Origin of the sequence: Rhizobium sp. B21/90, assembly GCF_019355815.1 — a bacterium.
GTDB classification, from domain to species: Bacteria; Pseudomonadota; Alphaproteobacteria; order Rhizobiales; family Rhizobiaceae; genus Rhizobium; species Rhizobium rhododendri.
Genome location: NZ_CP072164.1, coordinates 405,448 through 421,086 on the forward strand (window position 1 = coordinate 405,448; position 15,639 = coordinate 421,086).

A 15,639-nucleotide genomic window follows, 5' to 3' on the forward strand; every position below is an offset into this window, starting at 1 on the left:
GGTGGGCGCAATGCGCCCGCAAGCTTACCCTTTGCAGGCTCTCCAGCGAGTTCCGAAAGCTGACGTTGCTGCAGACTGGCGCAGTTGAGCAGTATCCTGACATTGGGAGGGTAACTTGAGGTTGGCGCCGGCTTCTGTCAGGGCTTCACGAACCGATATGCGAAGCGATCGGTCTCGTCCTTGATCAAGGGATCGAAGACCTTGATAGCGTGTGAATCGTTCCTGTTCGCGAGCATGGTGCTTTCCGCATCCAGCACGAAGCCGGCCGCCTCTACCTCCTTGCGCACGAAAGCAGGGTCGATGCGATGCAATGACTGGGCATCGCCTGTGCTGGGTCCGGCGGCGGCGGCGTGATCGACGATGACGTAGAACCCGCCGGGCTTCAGCCGCTCGTAAACAGCCCGATTGAAGTCGGCCGCCGTCGCGCCCTTTGACTGCATCAGAGCGGTGTGGAGATCGTGGTAGAACAGGTGCAGCCAAACGACATCCGCTGGCCGTGTGACCTCCGGCATCGCCACGAGGTTCGCCGAGACGGCTTCGACATTTTCCCGGCCTGGCTCTTGCGCCAGCGCTCGCATGAGGCCGACCGGATCGTTCTTGAAGTGTGCGACTTCAGCCGGCACGAAGCTGGTGACTCGACCTTCGGTTCCGACGATGTCGGAGAACAAACGCGTCCAGTCGCCGTCGCCTGGGTAAACGTCAATGACGGTCGCGCCCGCATCAACGCGTGCGAAACGGACCAACTCGGATAGTTTGGATTGCTCGTACATCGGAAACTCCTTTTACGGTTGGGGATTATTCACCTTCGGTGAAAGCCGGTGGTTGGAGAAGGCCTGCGCTATGTCGCCCCGGACGCGTCCACCTGCGAGGCCTGGGCCAGTGCTTGCGTGTCGACATATTCCCGGATGCTGGTCAGTCTGCCGTCCCGGATCGTGATGGCGAAGATCCAGTCGTCCTCGAACGGCTTGTTCGTGGCTTTGACCTTCCCGGTGGCGAAACCGACCACGAGAACGCGGTCTCCTTGTGCGACAAACTCCCGGGGTTCCGTGGAGGTTTCCATCGACCTGGAGGCCGTCTCCAGCAGATCTGCCAGTCTCGCATGCCCCCGGTAGGTGCCGGCCAGCGGCCAGTCCTTGCCCGGAATGATCCACTCGATATCTTCCGCGACCAGCGCCAGCAGAGCCTCCCGGTCGCCGCGGCCAATCGCGGCGAAGAAGTCCTTCACGGTCTGGATGTTTTTTTGAATGCTCATAGGACTGTCTCCATTTTGCTGGACCGGATCATGCTCGATCCGGTCCGCACCTCGTGGCCCTGTCCATGGGACGTCGCTTTATGCGTCGAATTTCATCAGGTCCTTGAAGATCAGATGACCCCAGCTATCGCCGCGCGCCTGGACCAGCAGCCCGCCTTCCGATAGCCCGCCGAGTTTGATTGGTGCGAAACCGAGATGTTCCGCAAGCTTACCGATTTCGTCTGCGGCAGCGTCATCGTCGCTCGCCAGGAACACGGCTCGTCTGCCGCCCTGTGCGGCTGGATCTTGGGCAAGAGTGGCAGCGCCCAGGTGGTTGAAACCCTTGACCAGACTTGCACCACGGAAGGCTTGCGCGACGAACTTCGAAGACGGTTGTCCCCCGAGTTCCTCGGGGGGCACACCGTAGGCATTGGTCACATCGATGATCGTCTTCCCCTGCCAGGTGGGAAGCGTCTTTGCGACGTCCGAGTGCGCTTCGAAACCCACAGCCAGGAAGATGACGTCGGCCTTGACGGCGTCCGCCAGTGTTTTGGCCATGACCTTCGGCCCGATCGCGGCCGCATCGACTGCAAAGCTTTCCGGGTCGCGCGTCGTTGCAACGGTCACTTCGATGCCTTTGCGTGCGAAGGCCTTGGCCAGAGCTCGGCCGATATTGCCGAAGCCGATGATTGCGTAGCTCATAATGCTTCTCCGATCCTGTGTTGATGCCAGCTTAAACCTGCGCCCAACCACCATCGACGGCGAGATCGATACCGGTGATGTAGGAGCTTTCGTCGGAGGCGAGGAAGGTGAGCGCAGCCGCGATTTCCTCTGGCTTGCCCCTGCGACCCATCGGGATCTGGGATGTAAACTGGGCGACCGCCGCTTCGGCTTGCTCAGTGGTGAGGCCGGTCGTTGTCGCCAGGGCGGGAGTCTCGATGGCGCCGGGGCTCATCGTATTGACGCGGATCTTTCGGTCCAACAACTCCATGGTCCAGGACCGCGCGAAGCTGCGGACAGCCGCCTTGCTTGCTGCGTAGGCGCTGAAGGCCGGCAATCCCTTTACGTTCGAAACCGACGAGTTCAGAATGATCGAACCGCCGTCCTTGAAAAGAGGGAGGGCCTTCTGCACCGTAAAGAACATCCCCTTCGTGTTGACATCGAAGGTCTGGTCGTAATGGGCCTCGGTCGCTGCCGCGAGCGGCGCAACTGTCCCTGCGCCTGCGTTTGCGAAGAGGATGTCGATGTGACCATGTTTCTCCTTCACGGTGGCGTAGAGCCGGTCCAGATCCTCCAGGCGCGAGACGTCGCCCACGACTGATGTCACGTTTTTCCCGATAAGGGCCGCGGCCTCTTGCAAGGCTTTCTCGCGTCGCCCAATGATCACGACCTGCGCACCTTCTTCCACGAAACGCTTGGCTGTGGCCAAGCCGATCCCGCTGCTTCCGCCCGTGATGACTGCGATTTTACCTTCGAGTGCTTTCATAATCTTTGTCCTTCGTTGTGTGTGAGTAAGGCACGGAACCGCGCCGGGGTCAGAGTTGGGCGAGCCCACCGTCGACGGCGACTTCGCTGGCGGTCATGAAGCTGCTGTCGTCTGACGCGAGGAAGGCGGCCACGGCTGCGATCTCCGCCGGGTCGGCCATGCGCTGCAGCGGGGTCATTGCGCCGTAGGCCCTCTGGCCCTCCTCTCCGAGCGCTTCCTTTGCCAGTTCGGTGGCCGTCGCCCCGGGCGACAGCACGTTGACCCGAATGCCGGTGCCCTTCAGATCCTCCGCCCAGGTCCGTGCGAGATTGCGCACGGCTGCCTTGCTGGCGCTGTAGGCGGTGAATGCGGGAGCGCCTGTGCTGCCGGCGCTCGATCCCGTCAGGATGATCGAACCGCCCAGGCCCAACAGCGGCAGCGCCTTCTGGACCGTGAAGATCGTACCCTTCACATTGGTGTCGAAGGTCTCGTCGATGTGCTGGGCGGTGATCTGGTCGAGAGGAAGCGGGCTTCCGGCCCCGGCATTGGCGAAGACGATGTCAAGACTTCCGCGCTCGGTCTTCACTGCCGCGTAGAGCCGGTCGAGGTCGGCCTCATCGGAGACCGAGCCCTTCACCGCGCGGGCGTTGGGTCCAAGCTCGGCCACAGCCGCATCGAGTGCTTGCTGCCGACGGCCGTAGATGAAGACGAAGGCACCCTCCTCAATGAATCGCCTTGCAGCGGCAAGGCCGATACCGGTGGCGCCGCCCGTGATCACGGCGGTCTTTCCATTCAATCTGGTCATGTTATGCATTCCTTGTGTCGCGTCTCGGGTCATTGCTTTGCGGAGACATCCTCCGACAGCCTCGATATGGGTTCGCCGGCGTCAGGCGGTGAGTGCGCAATCGCGCGCATCCGTGGTGCGAAAACGATCCACTTACCTGATCGAACGCGGCGACGATCACGCGCAATCCCGCTCAGTATGGTAGACTTGTATTCGGAAGCCGCCCCACGCGGCGCGGGAATGAACCATGATCGACTGGGATGACGTTCGCTACTTTCTTGCCGCTGCGCGTGGCGGCTCAGTGCGGGCTACCGCCAAGAACCTGGGAGTCAACCACGCGACCGTATTGCGACGCATTGCTCAGCTCGAGGAGCACCTCGGGGCGCAGATGTTCGAAAAGCTGCCTTCGGGCTATCGCCTGACGGCCGCGGGCGAGGAGGTTCTCGAGTTCGCAAACCAGATGGAAGCCTCGTCGCACCAACTGGAGACGCGCGTCTTCGGGCGCGATCAGAGCGTACGCGGGCTTCTGCGGGTGACGCTGCCCCCGTTCCTTGCGACACACCTGCTCATGCCGGATATCGCAGATTTTGCGCGTCTGCATCCGGACATCGAGATGGAGATCGTATCGACCGGCGAGGTCGTGAATCTGACCAACCGGGAGGCGGATGTGGCGATCCGGATGGTCTCCGATCGCAAGACCCTGCCGCTCAATCTTCATGGCCTGAAAGGTCCGGATCTGCTCGCGGGTGTTTATATGTCCTGCGATAGACTGGCCGCGTGGCTTGCGGATGCGACGGATCCAATCCGGCCCATCGTCATCCGCGGTCAGGCTGTTCCGGACTGGGTCAACGATGGGGAGGTTCGCGCCACAGGGGTTCCGTTCAGAACGCCGGACGCCGACGCGCAGATCGCTGCGACAAGGCAAGGGGTCGGCATGTCCAAACTGCCCTGTTTCGTCGGAGATGCCGATCACCTGTTGGCGAGAGTTCCGGGCATCGATCTGAAATCACGTGCAACGATCTGGCTTCTCACGCAGGGGGAAACACGCAAAACGAAGCGCGTGCGGCTGTTCACAGAGTTCATATCCCACCGACTTACCGCGTACGCTCCGCTCCTCGCCGGGCGGTCCATATCGTGCGGCTGACGTCCCGTGCCAAAAGCCACAAATGGGCTAGGAAATTGCTGTTGGAGATTGGCATTCCCAAGGGGACAGGCTGCAGAGAGGCAGCTCTCCGTAAAATCAAATGCATAGTGGGCGGTCCGCTCCCGTATCGGTTATTCGATGCGAGCAAGGCTGACATTCGCTTCTGAGTTATTTCAGACCTATGCTCTGGGAATTACAGGGTCGCAGTTCGTATCCTTTCAAGACCTGAAATCTTGGTTCCACTTTTTGATAACAGCGGCTGTGGCCCATGGCAGCTTTGCGCCTTCGTTTCGGGCATAGAGCAGAATTCCAAGACAACCGAAAACCGGACATGCGGCTGGTAGCGATAATAAGATGATCGTTCTGTTTCAGAACACTTCATATGGCGTGGCAATTGCGACCCGCGACGGTGCCACTTGGAAATCTCTCGGCAGCATCCGGTGATGCGCCATGACCATCTGGCAGGCGCTGCGGGCGTCCTGGCGTAGGTCGTGATGGATGACGAAAGTGAGAAGGCCTTGCGTCAACAGGCTGCGGTTGTCGGCATCGAGATCGTGGGCGGCGAAGACGTCGATCCGGCGCCTGTCTTCGGCGAAGGCCTTCAGGATCGCTCGATTGCCGCCGCCAATTGAATAGACGGCGCGTATATCGTTATCGGCGACAAGCGCCGCCTTCACCAGCCTTTCCGTCGTGCGGTCGACACCGAACCCCTCTGATATAGTCGTGATGCCAAGATGCGGTGCGTCCTTGTGAAGCGCGTCGCGAAAGCTGCGGTGGCGTTCTTCCTCGCCGGAGAAACGAGCGCTCGACAGCGTCAGCAACACCTTGCCTGTCGCCTGCCCCGCCATGCGGGCGACCATATAGGCGGCTGTTGCACCGGCTACGCGATTGTCCATTCCGACATAACCCTGGCGGGCGGGCACGGGCAGATCGGTCACCAGCGTCACAACGGGAATGCCGCTTGCCATCAACTCGCTTGCCATATGCGCGATCGCTGGTGTCGAGGGCACCTTGACGACAACACCATGGCTGCCGCGCCGGCGGATGCGATTAAGGATAGCAAGGAGATCGCGCTCCTCCATGGTCTCGGCCACGTGAAAACGGGTCGACAGCGAAGCCGGCCTCATGCCGGGAAGTTCGGCCTCGAAGGCCGCGCGTACCGCATTCGAAAATCGCTGCGGCGTTTCCATCACCACGTCTATGACGAGGCGCCGCCCGCCGATGCGTGAGTCGGCATATTGCCGCTCCAGTTCCACGATCGCTGCCTCGATCTTCAGAGCCGTGGCGTGCGCGACATGCGCACGGCCATGCAGGGCCCGGTCGACAGTCGCGAGACTGAGCCTCGATTGCAGGGCGATGTCCTTTAGCGGGAACGGCGGAGCCATTGATCCACTCCTGAGGTGTTTTTGAGGTGTTTTCATGCTCATCTCTCCCAGTACGTTTGGTTATGGTCAAGTCCGGAGAGAAATATTGGGAGGAACACCATGGATACGCAGACCCTGACAAGCCGCCGTCGCCAAAAAGTCTGGCTCGATAAGGAGAGTGGCAAGATTGACGACTTCGAGGCATTGGTGGCACGGACCACGAATCCGCACGACTGGCCGTTTGCCTCCGGCGTCGTGAAGAACGTGTTGATCTATGATGGATCGAGGGTCCGCGAGATCGCTCGCGACCCGGATGCCCGCCTCGAATTGATGGCGGAATGGATCGAAGCCTTCTCCACCGGCCCCGGCGTCATCGTCATCAAGCGGGCCATTGCCGACCTGACTGTCGTCGACGGCGCGACTGATGTCTTCAACGCCATCGTCGCGGCAGAAAAGGAAGGTGGCAGAGCTGCCGCCGACCATTTCGCCAAGCCCGGCGCAAATGATCGCATCTGGAACTCGCTGCAGAAACACGCGCTGGCCGCCCCTGAGAATTTTGCCCGCTACTACGCCTCTGACGCGATCGCCATGGCGTCGGAAGCCTGGCTCGGCCGGGGCTACCAGATGACCGCACAGATGAACCGGGTGAACCCCGGGGGCAAGGCGCAGGTGCCGCATCGCGATTATCATCTCGGCTTCATGTCTCCAGAGCAGATGCAGGCCTATCCCGGCCATATCCACGCGATCTCGCCGGTGCTTACCCTGCAGGGTGCGGTTGCCCATTGTGACATGCCTATCGAAAGCGGGCCGACGCTATTCCTGCCCTATTCGCAATCCTTCTTCGAGGGATACCTTGCCTTCGGGCGTCCGGAATTCCAGGCCGTATTTGCCGAACACCACGTGCAATTGCCTCTCGCCAAGGGTGACGCCGTGTTCTTCAGTCCAGCGCTGATGCATGGCGCCGGCAACAATGTCTCCATGGACATCTGGCGCATGGTGAACCTTTTGCAGGTCTCCTCAGCCTTTGGCCGCGCCATGGAATCCGTCGACCGCGATGCCATGTGCAAGGCCGTCTATCCGGCGCTTCTGGCTGCTCGGACATCTGGATCACTGACCCTGTCCGAAGCCGCCAATGCCATCGCCGCCACCGCCGAGGGCTACGCCTTCCCTACCAATCTCGACAGCAATCCGCCGGTTGGTGGCCTTGCGCCGAAGACGCAGAGCACCATGATGGAGGAAGCGCTGCAGGCCGGGATGGAACCTGATGTCTTTTTAGCGGCCGTCGAGACACAGGCCCTCAAGCGCAGGGCATGAGGAACACAATGGGAAGGCTAGACAACAAGATCGCCGTCGTTACCGGCGGCACGCAGGGGCTGGGCGCGGAAGTCGCCCGGCTGTTTGCCGAGCGAGGTGCAAATGGCCTGGTCATCTGTGGCCGCAGCCGAGACAAGGGTGAGGCCAAGGCGCGTGAAATCAACGAGCGCTACGGCGCCCCGGTGCATTTTGTCGCCGCCAATCTCGGCGAGGTCGCCGACTGCCGCCGAGTCATCGCCGCCGCCGATGAAAAATTCGGCCGCATCGATGCGCTGGTCAATGTCGCTGCCATCACCGATCGCGGTACCATCCTCGACACGGACGAGACTTTGTTCGACCGCATGTTCGCAATCAATACCCGTGCGCCCTTCTTCCTGATCCAGGATGCGGTGAAGCTGATGCTGCGCGATGGCGTCGAAGGCACGATCGTTAACATCTCCTCGATGTCCTCGATGGCCGGCCAGCCTTTCATCGCTGCCTATTGCGCCTCCAAGGGCGCTCTGGACACCCTGACCCGCAATGTCGCCTTCGGTCTCCTCAAGAACCGCGTCCGCTGCAATGCCTTGAATATCGGCTGGATGGCGAGCGACGGCGAGGATCGCATCCAGCGGGAATATCACGGCGCGCCTGCCGACTGGTTGAAGGACGCCGCTGCCCGCCAGCCCTTCGGCCGCCTCGTCGACCCGGCCGAAGTTGCCCGCGCCTGCGCCTATCTTTCGTCGGAGGAAAGCGGCCTGATGACAGGCGCCACAATCAATTTCGACCAGTCGATCTGGGGTGCCTACGAGGACAGCCCGCATCCGAAGGAAAAAATGACGCTCTGAGGGGAGGCGAGGGAAGTCGCCCCCCGACGCGGCTTCCCTCCGGTGCAAGCATTCACTTTGCTGTGCTGATATTGCCTTCGTAAAGAGCACTGGCCCCTAAACGACTCCTTGAGCGGGGCTGCGGCAGCAATGCACCTGCAAATCGGTCGTTAATACGGCTCCCGAACCGTCCTGAAGGCCGTCGTTCGCTGCATCCTAGACAAACGGCAGCAATGCGCAGAGAGCTGCCGGTCGGTGTGCCGCCCTGGTAGTGAAGGACAGCCCAGGGAGCAGGCTTTGCTCCTGAAACAGACGGTAGCACCTCAATCAACGTGACCGGCCGAGGCTGACGCCAATCCTTGCCGACAGTAGGCTCTCAGAAACTTCGTCCATACGGAATAACCCGATCGCCCTCACGGCCACTGATAGGGACAGTGAGGCAAAGTGCCTTCGGCCTGGCCTACCGATTTTCGTGGGGTGTTGCTACTGTATGAATATCCATTGGTGGGCCTTGACTTCGGCCAGAACTAGTATGGACTGTTAAATAGTATTGCTGTGTTCTAAGCCCCGTCAGAAGGTATGCGCAGGCTTATTTTCTTAAAACAAAAAAGGAGAGCACTCATGGCACTTAAACCAGGAACAAAGCCGATAGCGAAATCCACAGGGAAACCGGATCAGCGCCGCCGTGATAACAAAAGCTCACCAGGTAATACACCGTCCCTCAAACCTAGCAAATCTAGCAAACCCACCAAATAAGGCACCTAAAAGATGGCTCTCGCTGATTTGGACTTCCACCCCGGTATTCGATCGAACCTGCGCTAAATGCCGCGCGGATGTGCCGATCAGCGCGTTGAGCTGCAAATGGCTAGCCTGATTCTCAGTTGAGCCATGCAAGCAGTCCAACCAACCCAGCGGCCTGTCTTTGCGCAACTGCATCTGCTACCGAGATTGCGTGAGTTTCTCCTCGAAGGCCGTGCTCGTCTATGTCCAGTTCCAACAACAATGACAGGCCTGTTGAAATACTGACCGACGCCCTCGCCACCGAGCGTGTGAGCCCGGTGGCGCTGTTGGAAGCAGTGCTTTCCGCCTCAGATGATTGCATCAAGATCCTCGATCTTGAAGGACATCTCCTTTTTATGTCCGAAGGCGGCAAGCGCGTAATGGAGGTGGATGATTTCGATTCCTTGAAAGGCTACCCGTGGCCCGATTTCTGGGCGGACGAGAGTAATGTCGCCGCCCGTAATGCCGTCGCAATCGCTGCCTCAGGGCGTCCGGCCCGCTTCACAGGCTCTGCCAAGACGGCGCGGGGTAACGATCGATTCTGGGATGTCCAAGTCCTGCCTCTTGTCGATAGTGGCGGCAGGCCCACCCAACTCCTCTCGATTTCTCGTGATATCAGCGAGGGTCATGCCGCAGAGGCGAAGGTTGCAGAACTGATTGCGGCCGAACAGGAAGCAGCCAAAGCCGAGGCCGACACGTTAAGGCGGATGCTGCTCGATGCGCCGAGCTTCATGTGTGTTCTGGAAGGGCCCGATCATGTCTTCAAGATTACCAATAAGGCCTATCTTCAGCTTGTAGGGCATCGCGACCTGATTGGCGTGCCGGTTCGCCGGGCATTCCCGGACGTTGAAGGACAAGGCTTCTTTGAACCGTTGGACGAGGTTTATGTGACGGGAGAGCCGTTCATTGGTCGCAGTGTCAGCTTTGCGATCCAGCGTTCGCAAGACGCCCCCTATGAAGAGGCATTCCTCAACTTTGTCTACCAGCCTATCTTCAGCGCGGAGGGCGTCGTTACCGGGATATTTGTGGAGGGAAGCGACGTCACGGACTTGAAAAACGTCGAACTTGCGCTCCGCCGAAAGGATCTTCAGCTCGAGCTTGCGCTTGACGCAGTAGGAATGGGCGTTTGGGAATGCACGGTGGTCGATGGACATTTCGTTGATATCAAGGAGGACGAACGGGCAAGGACGTTGCTCCATCGTTTGGCTGATGAAGAGGCGACTTTCGACAATTTCACATCCCGCGTTCATCCCGATGACCGGCTGGCTCTTGCCGAGTCAGCGGCGCAGGCCCTCGATCCAAGTGGCAGTGGTATCCTCGACGTCCAGTATCGAATGCTTGAACGCCCCGGCATGCCGAGCCGCTGGGTTCATGCCAGAGCGAAAACTGTTACGTTCGACGGCTTGACGAAATTCGTGGGCACAGTGCGGGATGTCACGGACCGAAAGGATGATGAGGCGCGCCAGCAGTTGGTCAGTGGCGAACTGCAGCACCGGATCAAAAATCTCCTGGCGATGGTCAGTGCAATAGCGACACAAACATTGCGTGGCGATGATATCGCAGACCGACGAGAGACATTCAACGCGCGTTTACACGTTCTGGCGCAGGCCCAGAACTTGCTCATGGCCACGACATTTGAAAGCGCGGGCATCCATGACACACTGCGAGCGGCACTTGCGCCCCATGGCGGATCTGACGGACGTTTTGATATCGATGGCTCTCACTTCGAGATGACGCCGAAGCAGAGCCTCTCGATGGCGCTCACTTTGCATGAGCTTGCCACTAACGCCACCAAATATGGCGCACTTTCAAACGACGCCGGCCGCGTCAGAATATCCTGGCATCTCGCAAAGGCATCAGACGGACGACAGGATCTCAATTTCGTCTGGCAGGAGAGCGGAGGACCGGCCGTGTCCGAGCCAACGACCAAAGGTTTTGGGTCGCGGCTTATTTCCCGCGTGCTTGCTGCCGATTTTTTGGGCGACGTACGGATCATTTACCCTTCGGGAGGCGTTGTGTGCACACTAACAGCCAAACTTTGCTAACTCGACGCGAAAATGTCTAGCTTTGTCCTCTATCAACAGGATCTGGCCAACCAGAAACTTCAAATCATGATTGCTCACCGAACCGCCGTCTTGGTTGTCGAAGACGAGGCCCTCGTTCGAATGGGCATTGTCGATGAACTCGAAGATGCGGGTTTCGAAGTGTTCGAAGCAGCGAATTCAAGTATTGCAATCGAGATATTAATCGCCAATTCGCGTATCGAAGTGATGTTCACGGACATCGACATGCCGGGCGGAGTAGACGGCCTCAAGCTTGCAGCTTCGGTTCGGGACAGGTGGCCGCCAATTACCATCATCGTAACGTCCGGTCATCGTGCAGTCGGTGTTGACAGCCTACCCGTGCGGGCACGGTTCATGCCGAAGCCCTACAATCCAGATGCGGTGGTTCGGTCGATCAAAGAAATGATGCTTCAATAATTCATACTTTCCTGGCGCGTTTTCGCGGCCCAATCCGGTTATTATCGTTATTTCTGACGACCAAGGCTAACCAGCTCATGATAGGGGTCGGTTCCGGCTGGGGGCGAAATGACACTCTAAGCTGTTGCGGCGTTGGGCCAGAGATATTCGCCGGTCAGTAATATATGTGCCCAACCCAGCGGAGAGATATGCGCCAGAAGTTCAGGCGGCACGTCAAGTCCTTCATTCCGGCGCTCTGCGACCGCTTGGCCGAGATGGAGGGTGTTCCAGTAGATGATGATTGCGGTGAGCAGGTTCAGTCCGGCGATGCGGTAATGCTGGCCCTCGGTGGTGCGGTCACGGATTTCACCCTGGCGACCGATACGCAGCGCATTCTTGAGAGCGTGGTGGGCCTCGCCCTTGTTGAGGCCGATCTGAGCACGCCGCTGCATGTCCGTGTCGAGGATCCACTCTATAATAAAGAGTGTCCGCTCCACGCGGCCAACCTCACGCAGCGCAACCGCCAGATCGTTCTGGCGAGGATAGGAGGCAAGCTTGCGGAGCAACTGGCTCGGCTTTATCTTGCCAGCAGCCATGGTCGCGGCGCATCGAAACAGGTCGGGCCAGTTCGCGATGATCAATTCCTCGCGGATCTTGCCGCCGACCAGTTTGCGCAGATCCTTAGGTGTCCCTGCTGGATTGAACACGTAAAGGCGCTTCGAGGGCAGATCGCGGATGCGCAGGACAAGGCGGTATCCGAGCATGCCACTGGTCCCGAACAGGTGATCAGTAAACCCTGCCGTATCCGCATATTGCTCTCCAACCTGCCGACCTGCCTCATTCATCAGCAGGCCATCCAGGATGTATGGGGCCTCGCTGACTGTCGCAGGAATAGTTTGTGATGCGAACGGCGCGAACTGGTCGTTGACGTGAGTGTAAGCCTTGAGGCCGGGTTCATTTCCATACTTGGCGTTGACCATGTTCATGGCCTCGCCCTGCCGGGCCGAAGGAAAGAACTGGCCATCGCTCGATGCGGTCGTTCCCATGCCCCAGAAACGGGACATTGGTAGATTTGCCTGCGCAGCCACCACGATCGCCAGCGCCTGGTCCATTGCGTCGCTTTCGACGTGCCAGCGAGCCAAGCGCGAGAGCTGCCAGTAATCATGCGTGTTCGTGGCCTCCGCCATCTTTCGCAGTCCCAGATTCAGCCCTTCTGCAAGCAACACATTGAGCAGGCCGATCTGGTCACCACATGGAACCCCGGTTCGAAGATGAGTGAAGGCTTCCGTGAACCCAAGCGCAGCATCGACCTCCAACAAGATGTCGGTGATACGAACTGGCGGCATCCGGCGATAGAGATCGAGTATCAGCTCCTCTGCGCTGTCCGGAACGGCCGCTGTCAGTCGGTCAATCCGCAACGTTCCATCCTCGATGCTGCCACGAGGGATGGTTCCGTCGCGCGCTGCTCGTGCAAGTCTCTTCAGGCCGTCGGCCAGGCGAGCCTTTCGATCACTCAGCCATACTTGTGGATCGAGGGGCACGGCCAGTCTTGTGTTAGCTTGTGCCGCAACCATCGGCACCAACACCAGTTTGAGATCGCCATACCGGCGCGAATGGTCGAGCCAGATGTCACCGGATCGGAAAGCATCCCGCAGGTGAAACAGGACCGCCACCTCCCGGAGTCGGTTGTCGCCCTGGTCTTGTGCTCTCAATTGGCGGTGCCATTTCGAATTCGGCCGCAAGAAGTTGTCGGTCGCCGGTGGTGACGCTTGCATTTCGCCGATGGCTTTTGCCGCCGCACTCAAGGGCTGGGCGACCGCTGCTGCCTGGAGTTTTAGGCATCGCAACATGCGCGGCGCATAGCGGCGGAAGCGATGATATCCTTGTCCGACATGAGCCAATGGATCGTCCGCCAGCGTATTGCTGAGCTGGGAACCGGTCGCGACCAGTTGTTCGAGCCGGCCCCATTCCGCCGACTTGGCGACCGCCATTTCCAGCGGAACACCATCATTGCGGGCTTCGAGCAGGGAGGCTCCCAGTGCGGTGAAGGCGCGTAGCGTGTCGCTGACAGTTGCCTTGGAATCGGCAATCCGCTCATCATGTAGCCGTTTCGCCTCGCGCCAGGTCTTTCCCACAATCCGGTCATGGGTCTCGACCACTGTATCGGCGATCGCCGCCTCCCATTCCACAGCACAGACGGCCAGGATCGCCCACCGCCGATCCGAGCTGATGTCCCGCAAGCCGTCGGTAAAATAGCGCTCGCCTTGCCGACGCAGGCGTGCGACACGGTGCGGCGGGATACCGACGAGGATCTGCGGATCAAGAGCAAGGCTACGCAGCAATTCCAACCTGTCGAGCAGCCGGTTCGCCGCTGCGGAATTGTTGCCGACCTCGAACTGGCGAAGCCAGATGAAACGGCTGATATTGGCATCGAGCAGTTCGATCAGCAGCCCATCAAGCCGTTCGCGTGTGTCATTATCGAGTTTTTCTGCGATCCGCGTCTCGATACGCCGTTCGGCAGCAACCAGCGCGTCCGCACATAGTCGCTCGATCGTCGATACTGCTGGCAAGATCGTCAGAGTTTCACGACAACGTGCAACCAGGCGCTGAGCAAGATCTTCGTTCGAGCGGACATCTTCCGCCTGATCGAAAAGCCAGTCCCGCAGATCACGGGCACCACGACCCGAGAAGGTTTTATAACCGTAGATCTCACGCAACGCCTCCATATGCTCCTGGCGGGTTTGCCGCCGGGCAGCATAGGTGAGAAGCGCATCGGCCGGGACACCAAGCTGTGTCCCGATGAACGACAGGACCTCATGCGGGAACACCTCACCCGGAGCCAGCGCCCGCCCTGGATATCGCAACGCGCAAAGCTGTAGGGCGAACCCCAGCCTGTTCTCCGGCCTGCGGCGTTCCTGGATGTGTCCAAGATCGTCGTCGCCCAGTGTGTAATGCCGAAGCAGTGACAATTCATCAATGGGCAGATCAAGCAGTGCCGAGCGCTGTCGCTCGGTGAGAATATGTCGTCTCGGCATCCTGATTGTCCCTATTGAAGTAAAGTCTGTTTTGGACAACAATCGCCCCATACAAATCAAGGCCTTCCGGCAGCCAAATCCATGAGGGTTCAATTGGGACAGCGCGCCGCGATTTATTGCCGTGTTTCCACTGCCGATCAGTCATGCGAACGGCAGGAGCGTGACCTGACGGCGTTTGCAGGACGCGCCGGTTACGACGTCACTGGAATCTTCAAAGAAACAGGTTCCGGCGCGAAGCTAGATCGGGCCGAACGCCGCAAGATCATGGCGCTTGCCCAGGCCAGGCAGATCGATGTCGTTCTCGTGACCGAGCTTTCTCGATGGGGGCGCTCGACGATCGACCTCCTCAACACGCTGCGCGAGCTGGAAAGCTGGAAGGTGTCCGTTATCGCCATGAACGGCATGGCGTTCGACCTGTCGTCTCCGCACGGCCGGATGCTGGCGACCTTTCTCTCCGGCATTGCCGAATTCGAGCGTGATCTCATCAGTGAACGGGTCAAATCCGGTCTGGCAGCAGCGAAGGCACGGGGCAGAAAGCTCGGCCGACAGACTGGGGTGCGCCCAAAGTCGGACCGCCTCACGCCGAAAGTGATGGCGATGATTGCAGAAGGGCGCAGCTACCGCTGGATCGCGCATGACCTCGCCATCAGTAAGAACACTGTGGCCGAGATCATAAAACGGCATCGTCCGAGAGATGGAGAAACGGCATGAGCTTTATCCGACGCCAGTCCATTGAAGTCGTAGATTACGATCCAGCATGGCCAAAGCTATTCGAGGAGATTCGCGCGCGGATAGAACTGCTGCTGTTGGGCCTAGTTACTGAGATCCACCATATTGGCAGCACGTCCGTACCCGGTCTTTGCGCCAAACCGAAAATAGACATCGACATCATCTTTCGTCAGCCCGCCGAGATCCTAGAGGGCATTGCACGAATGCAGGCAACGGGCGACTACACGTTCCATGGCGAACTGTATCAGGATAACAGGTGGGTGTTTACCACGAGCCAAGTCTCTCCCGGTCAGAGGCTTTATCTATCTGCGCCTGAGCATCCCGCCCATCTGCACCGAATCCTCTTTCGCGACTACCTGCGCCGCCATCCAGAGGAGGCAGCAACCTATGCTACCTTGAAACAAAGGCTGGCGGCCGAGGCGATCAACGATTGGGACCACTACACGGGAGGCAAGGGGCCCTTTGTAACCGACATCGTGAACCGAGCAATGGCCGAGAACTCTTTGAAAATCGGGCGTTAAGTTGAGAATA

14 protein-coding genes are annotated in these 15,639 nt (G+C 59.4%); 7 read left to right on the top strand and 7 right to left on the bottom strand.

Features of this window, described 5'->3' with window-relative positions:
- Positions 1-137: 137 nt before the first annotated feature.
- The 5 genes from J5278_RS27775 to J5278_RS27795 all read right to left on the bottom strand — a co-directional run bounded on the left by J5278_RS27775 (position 138) and on the right by J5278_RS27795 (position 3,501).
- Positions 138-770, bottom strand: a complete 633-nt coding sequence (locus J5278_RS27775) for a class I SAM-dependent methyltransferase (protein WP_219259351.1) — start codon at positions 768-770, stop codon at positions 138-140.
- A 68-nt stretch (positions 771-838) separates the two neighbouring features.
- Entirely contained in the window at positions 839-1,252 is a 414-nt protein-coding gene (locus J5278_RS27780) for a nuclear transport factor 2 family protein (RefSeq protein WP_219259353.1), read from the bottom strand.
- A gap of 78 nt (positions 1,253-1,330) precedes the next feature.
- Positions 1,331-1,933, bottom strand: a complete 603-nt coding sequence (locus J5278_RS27785) for an NADPH-dependent F420 reductase (protein ID WP_219259355.1) — start codon at positions 1,931-1,933, stop codon at positions 1,331-1,333.
- A 31-nt stretch (positions 1,934-1,964) separates the two neighbouring features.
- A complete protein-coding gene (locus tag J5278_RS27790) occupies positions 1,965-2,717 on the bottom strand; it encodes an SDR family NAD(P)-dependent oxidoreductase (protein ID WP_219259357.1) in 753 nt (250 codons plus the stop codon).
- Positions 2,718-2,766: 49 nt separating this feature from the next.
- Positions 2,767-3,501 carry an SDR family NAD(P)-dependent oxidoreductase gene (locus J5278_RS27795; RefSeq protein ID WP_219259359.1) on the bottom strand — a complete coding sequence of 245 codons (735 nt, stop codon included), beginning with the start codon at positions 3,499-3,501 and terminating at the stop codon, positions 2,767-2,769.
- A gap of 226 nt (positions 3,502-3,727) precedes the next feature.
- On the opposite strand from J5278_RS27795, the gene J5278_RS27800 reads away from it, so the two are divergent.
- The gene (locus J5278_RS27800; protein WP_219259362.1) at positions 3,728-4,624 is read left to right on the top strand and encodes a LysR family transcriptional regulator; all 897 of its coding nucleotides are present in this window, start codon (positions 3,728-3,730) and stop codon (positions 4,622-4,624) included.
- 368 nt (positions 4,625-4,992) lie between these two features.
- Here J5278_RS27800 and J5278_RS27805 read toward each other — a convergent pair whose 3' ends face one another.
- A complete protein-coding gene (locus J5278_RS27805; protein WP_257623498.1) occupies positions 4,993-6,009 on the bottom strand; it encodes a LacI family DNA-binding transcriptional regulator in 1,017 nt (338 codons plus the stop codon).
- A gap of 99 nt (positions 6,010-6,108) precedes the next feature.
- Here J5278_RS27805 and J5278_RS27810 point away from each other — a divergent pair, with 99 nt between their 5' ends.
- The 4 genes from J5278_RS27810 to J5278_RS27825 all read left to right on the top strand — a co-directional run bounded on the left by J5278_RS27810 (position 6,109) and on the right by J5278_RS27825 (position 11,365).
- Entirely contained in the window at positions 6,109-7,302 is a 1,194-nt protein-coding gene (locus J5278_RS27810) for a phytanoyl-CoA dioxygenase family protein (RefSeq protein ID WP_219259377.1), read from the top strand.
- Positions 7,299-8,126: an SDR family oxidoreductase gene (locus J5278_RS27815; RefSeq protein ID WP_374109220.1), complete on the top strand. Its 828-nt coding sequence runs from the start codon at positions 7,299-7,301 to the stop codon at positions 8,124-8,126. The genes J5278_RS27810 and J5278_RS27815 overlap by 4 nt, the downstream gene beginning before the upstream one ends.
- Positions 8,127-9,088: 962 nt before the next feature.
- Positions 9,089-10,930 carry a PAS domain-containing protein gene (locus J5278_RS27820; RefSeq protein ID WP_219259392.1) on the top strand — a complete coding sequence of 614 codons (1,842 nt, stop codon included), beginning with the start codon at positions 9,089-9,091 and terminating at the stop codon, positions 10,928-10,930.
- Between the two features lie 12 nt (positions 10,931-10,942).
- Positions 10,943-11,365 (top strand): response regulator, encoded by a 423-nt coding sequence (locus J5278_RS27825; protein ID WP_247749484.1) that lies wholly within the window; start codon positions 10,943-10,945, stop codon positions 11,363-11,365.
- A gap of 116 nt (positions 11,366-11,481) precedes the next feature.
- Here the strand turns inward: J5278_RS27825 and J5278_RS27830 are convergent, their stop codons facing one another.
- Positions 11,482-14,379, bottom strand: coding sequence for a Tn3 family transposase (locus J5278_RS27830; protein ID WP_111215368.1), 2,898 nt, complete (start codon positions 14,377-14,379; stop codon positions 11,482-11,484).
- Positions 14,380-14,472: 93 nt separating this feature from the next.
- Between J5278_RS27830 and J5278_RS27835 the strand changes: the two genes are divergently transcribed.
- Positions 14,473-15,090: a recombinase family protein gene (locus J5278_RS27835; RefSeq protein ID WP_111215370.1), complete on the top strand. Its 618-nt coding sequence runs from the start codon at positions 14,473-14,475 to the stop codon at positions 15,088-15,090.
- Positions 15,087-15,629: a GrpB family protein gene (locus J5278_RS27840; RefSeq protein WP_209186709.1), complete on the top strand. Its 543-nt coding sequence runs from the start codon at positions 15,087-15,089 to the stop codon at positions 15,627-15,629. The genes J5278_RS27835 and J5278_RS27840 overlap by 4 nt, the downstream gene beginning before the upstream one ends.
- Positions 15,630-15,639: the final 10 nt, after the last annotated feature.

Bases quoted from the DNA above. Each gene is read 5' to 3' on its own strand.
- J5278_RS27825 (WP_247749484.1), top strand. From the start codon at position 10,943: ATGTCTAGCTTTGTCCTCTATCAACAGGATCTGGCCAACCAGAAACTT.
- J5278_RS27775 (WP_219259351.1), bottom strand. From the start codon at position 770: ATGTACGAGCAATCCAAACTATCCGAGTTGGTCCGTTTCGCACGCGTT.
- J5278_RS27830 (WP_111215368.1), bottom strand. From the start codon at position 14,379: ATGCCGAGACGACATATTCTCACCGAGCGACAGCGCTCGGCACTGCTT.
- J5278_RS27840 (WP_209186709.1), top strand. From the start codon at position 15,087: ATGAGCTTTATCCGACGCCAGTCCATTGAAGTCGTAGATTACGATCCA.
- J5278_RS27810 (WP_219259377.1), top strand. From the start codon at position 6,109: ATGGATACGCAGACCCTGACAAGCCGCCGTCGCCAAAAAGTCTGGCTC.
- J5278_RS27800 (WP_219259362.1), top strand. From the start codon at position 3,728: ATGATCGACTGGGATGACGTTCGCTACTTTCTTGCCGCTGCGCGTGGC.
- J5278_RS27790 (WP_219259357.1), bottom strand. From the start codon at position 2,717: ATGAAAGCACTCGAAGGTAAAATCGCAGTCATCACGGGCGGAAGCAGC.
- J5278_RS27780 (WP_219259353.1), bottom strand. From the start codon at position 1,252: ATGAGCATTCAAAAAAACATCCAGACCGTGAAGGACTTCTTCGCCGCG.
- J5278_RS27820 (WP_219259392.1), top strand. From the start codon at position 9,089: ATGTCCAGTTCCAACAACAATGACAGGCCTGTTGAAATACTGACCGAC.
- J5278_RS27815 (WP_374109220.1), top strand. From the start codon at position 7,299: ATGAGGAACACAATGGGAAGGCTAGACAACAAGATCGCCGTCGTTACC.
- J5278_RS27785 (WP_219259355.1), bottom strand. From the start codon at position 1,933: ATGAGCTACGCAATCATCGGCTTCGGCAATATCGGCCGAGCTCTGGCC.
- J5278_RS27805 (WP_257623498.1), bottom strand. From the start codon at position 6,009: ATGGCTCCGCCGTTCCCGCTAAAGGACATCGCCCTGCAATCGAGGCTC.
- J5278_RS27795 (WP_219259359.1), bottom strand. From the start codon at position 3,501: ATGACCAGATTGAATGGAAAGACCGCCGTGATCACGGGCGGCGCCACC.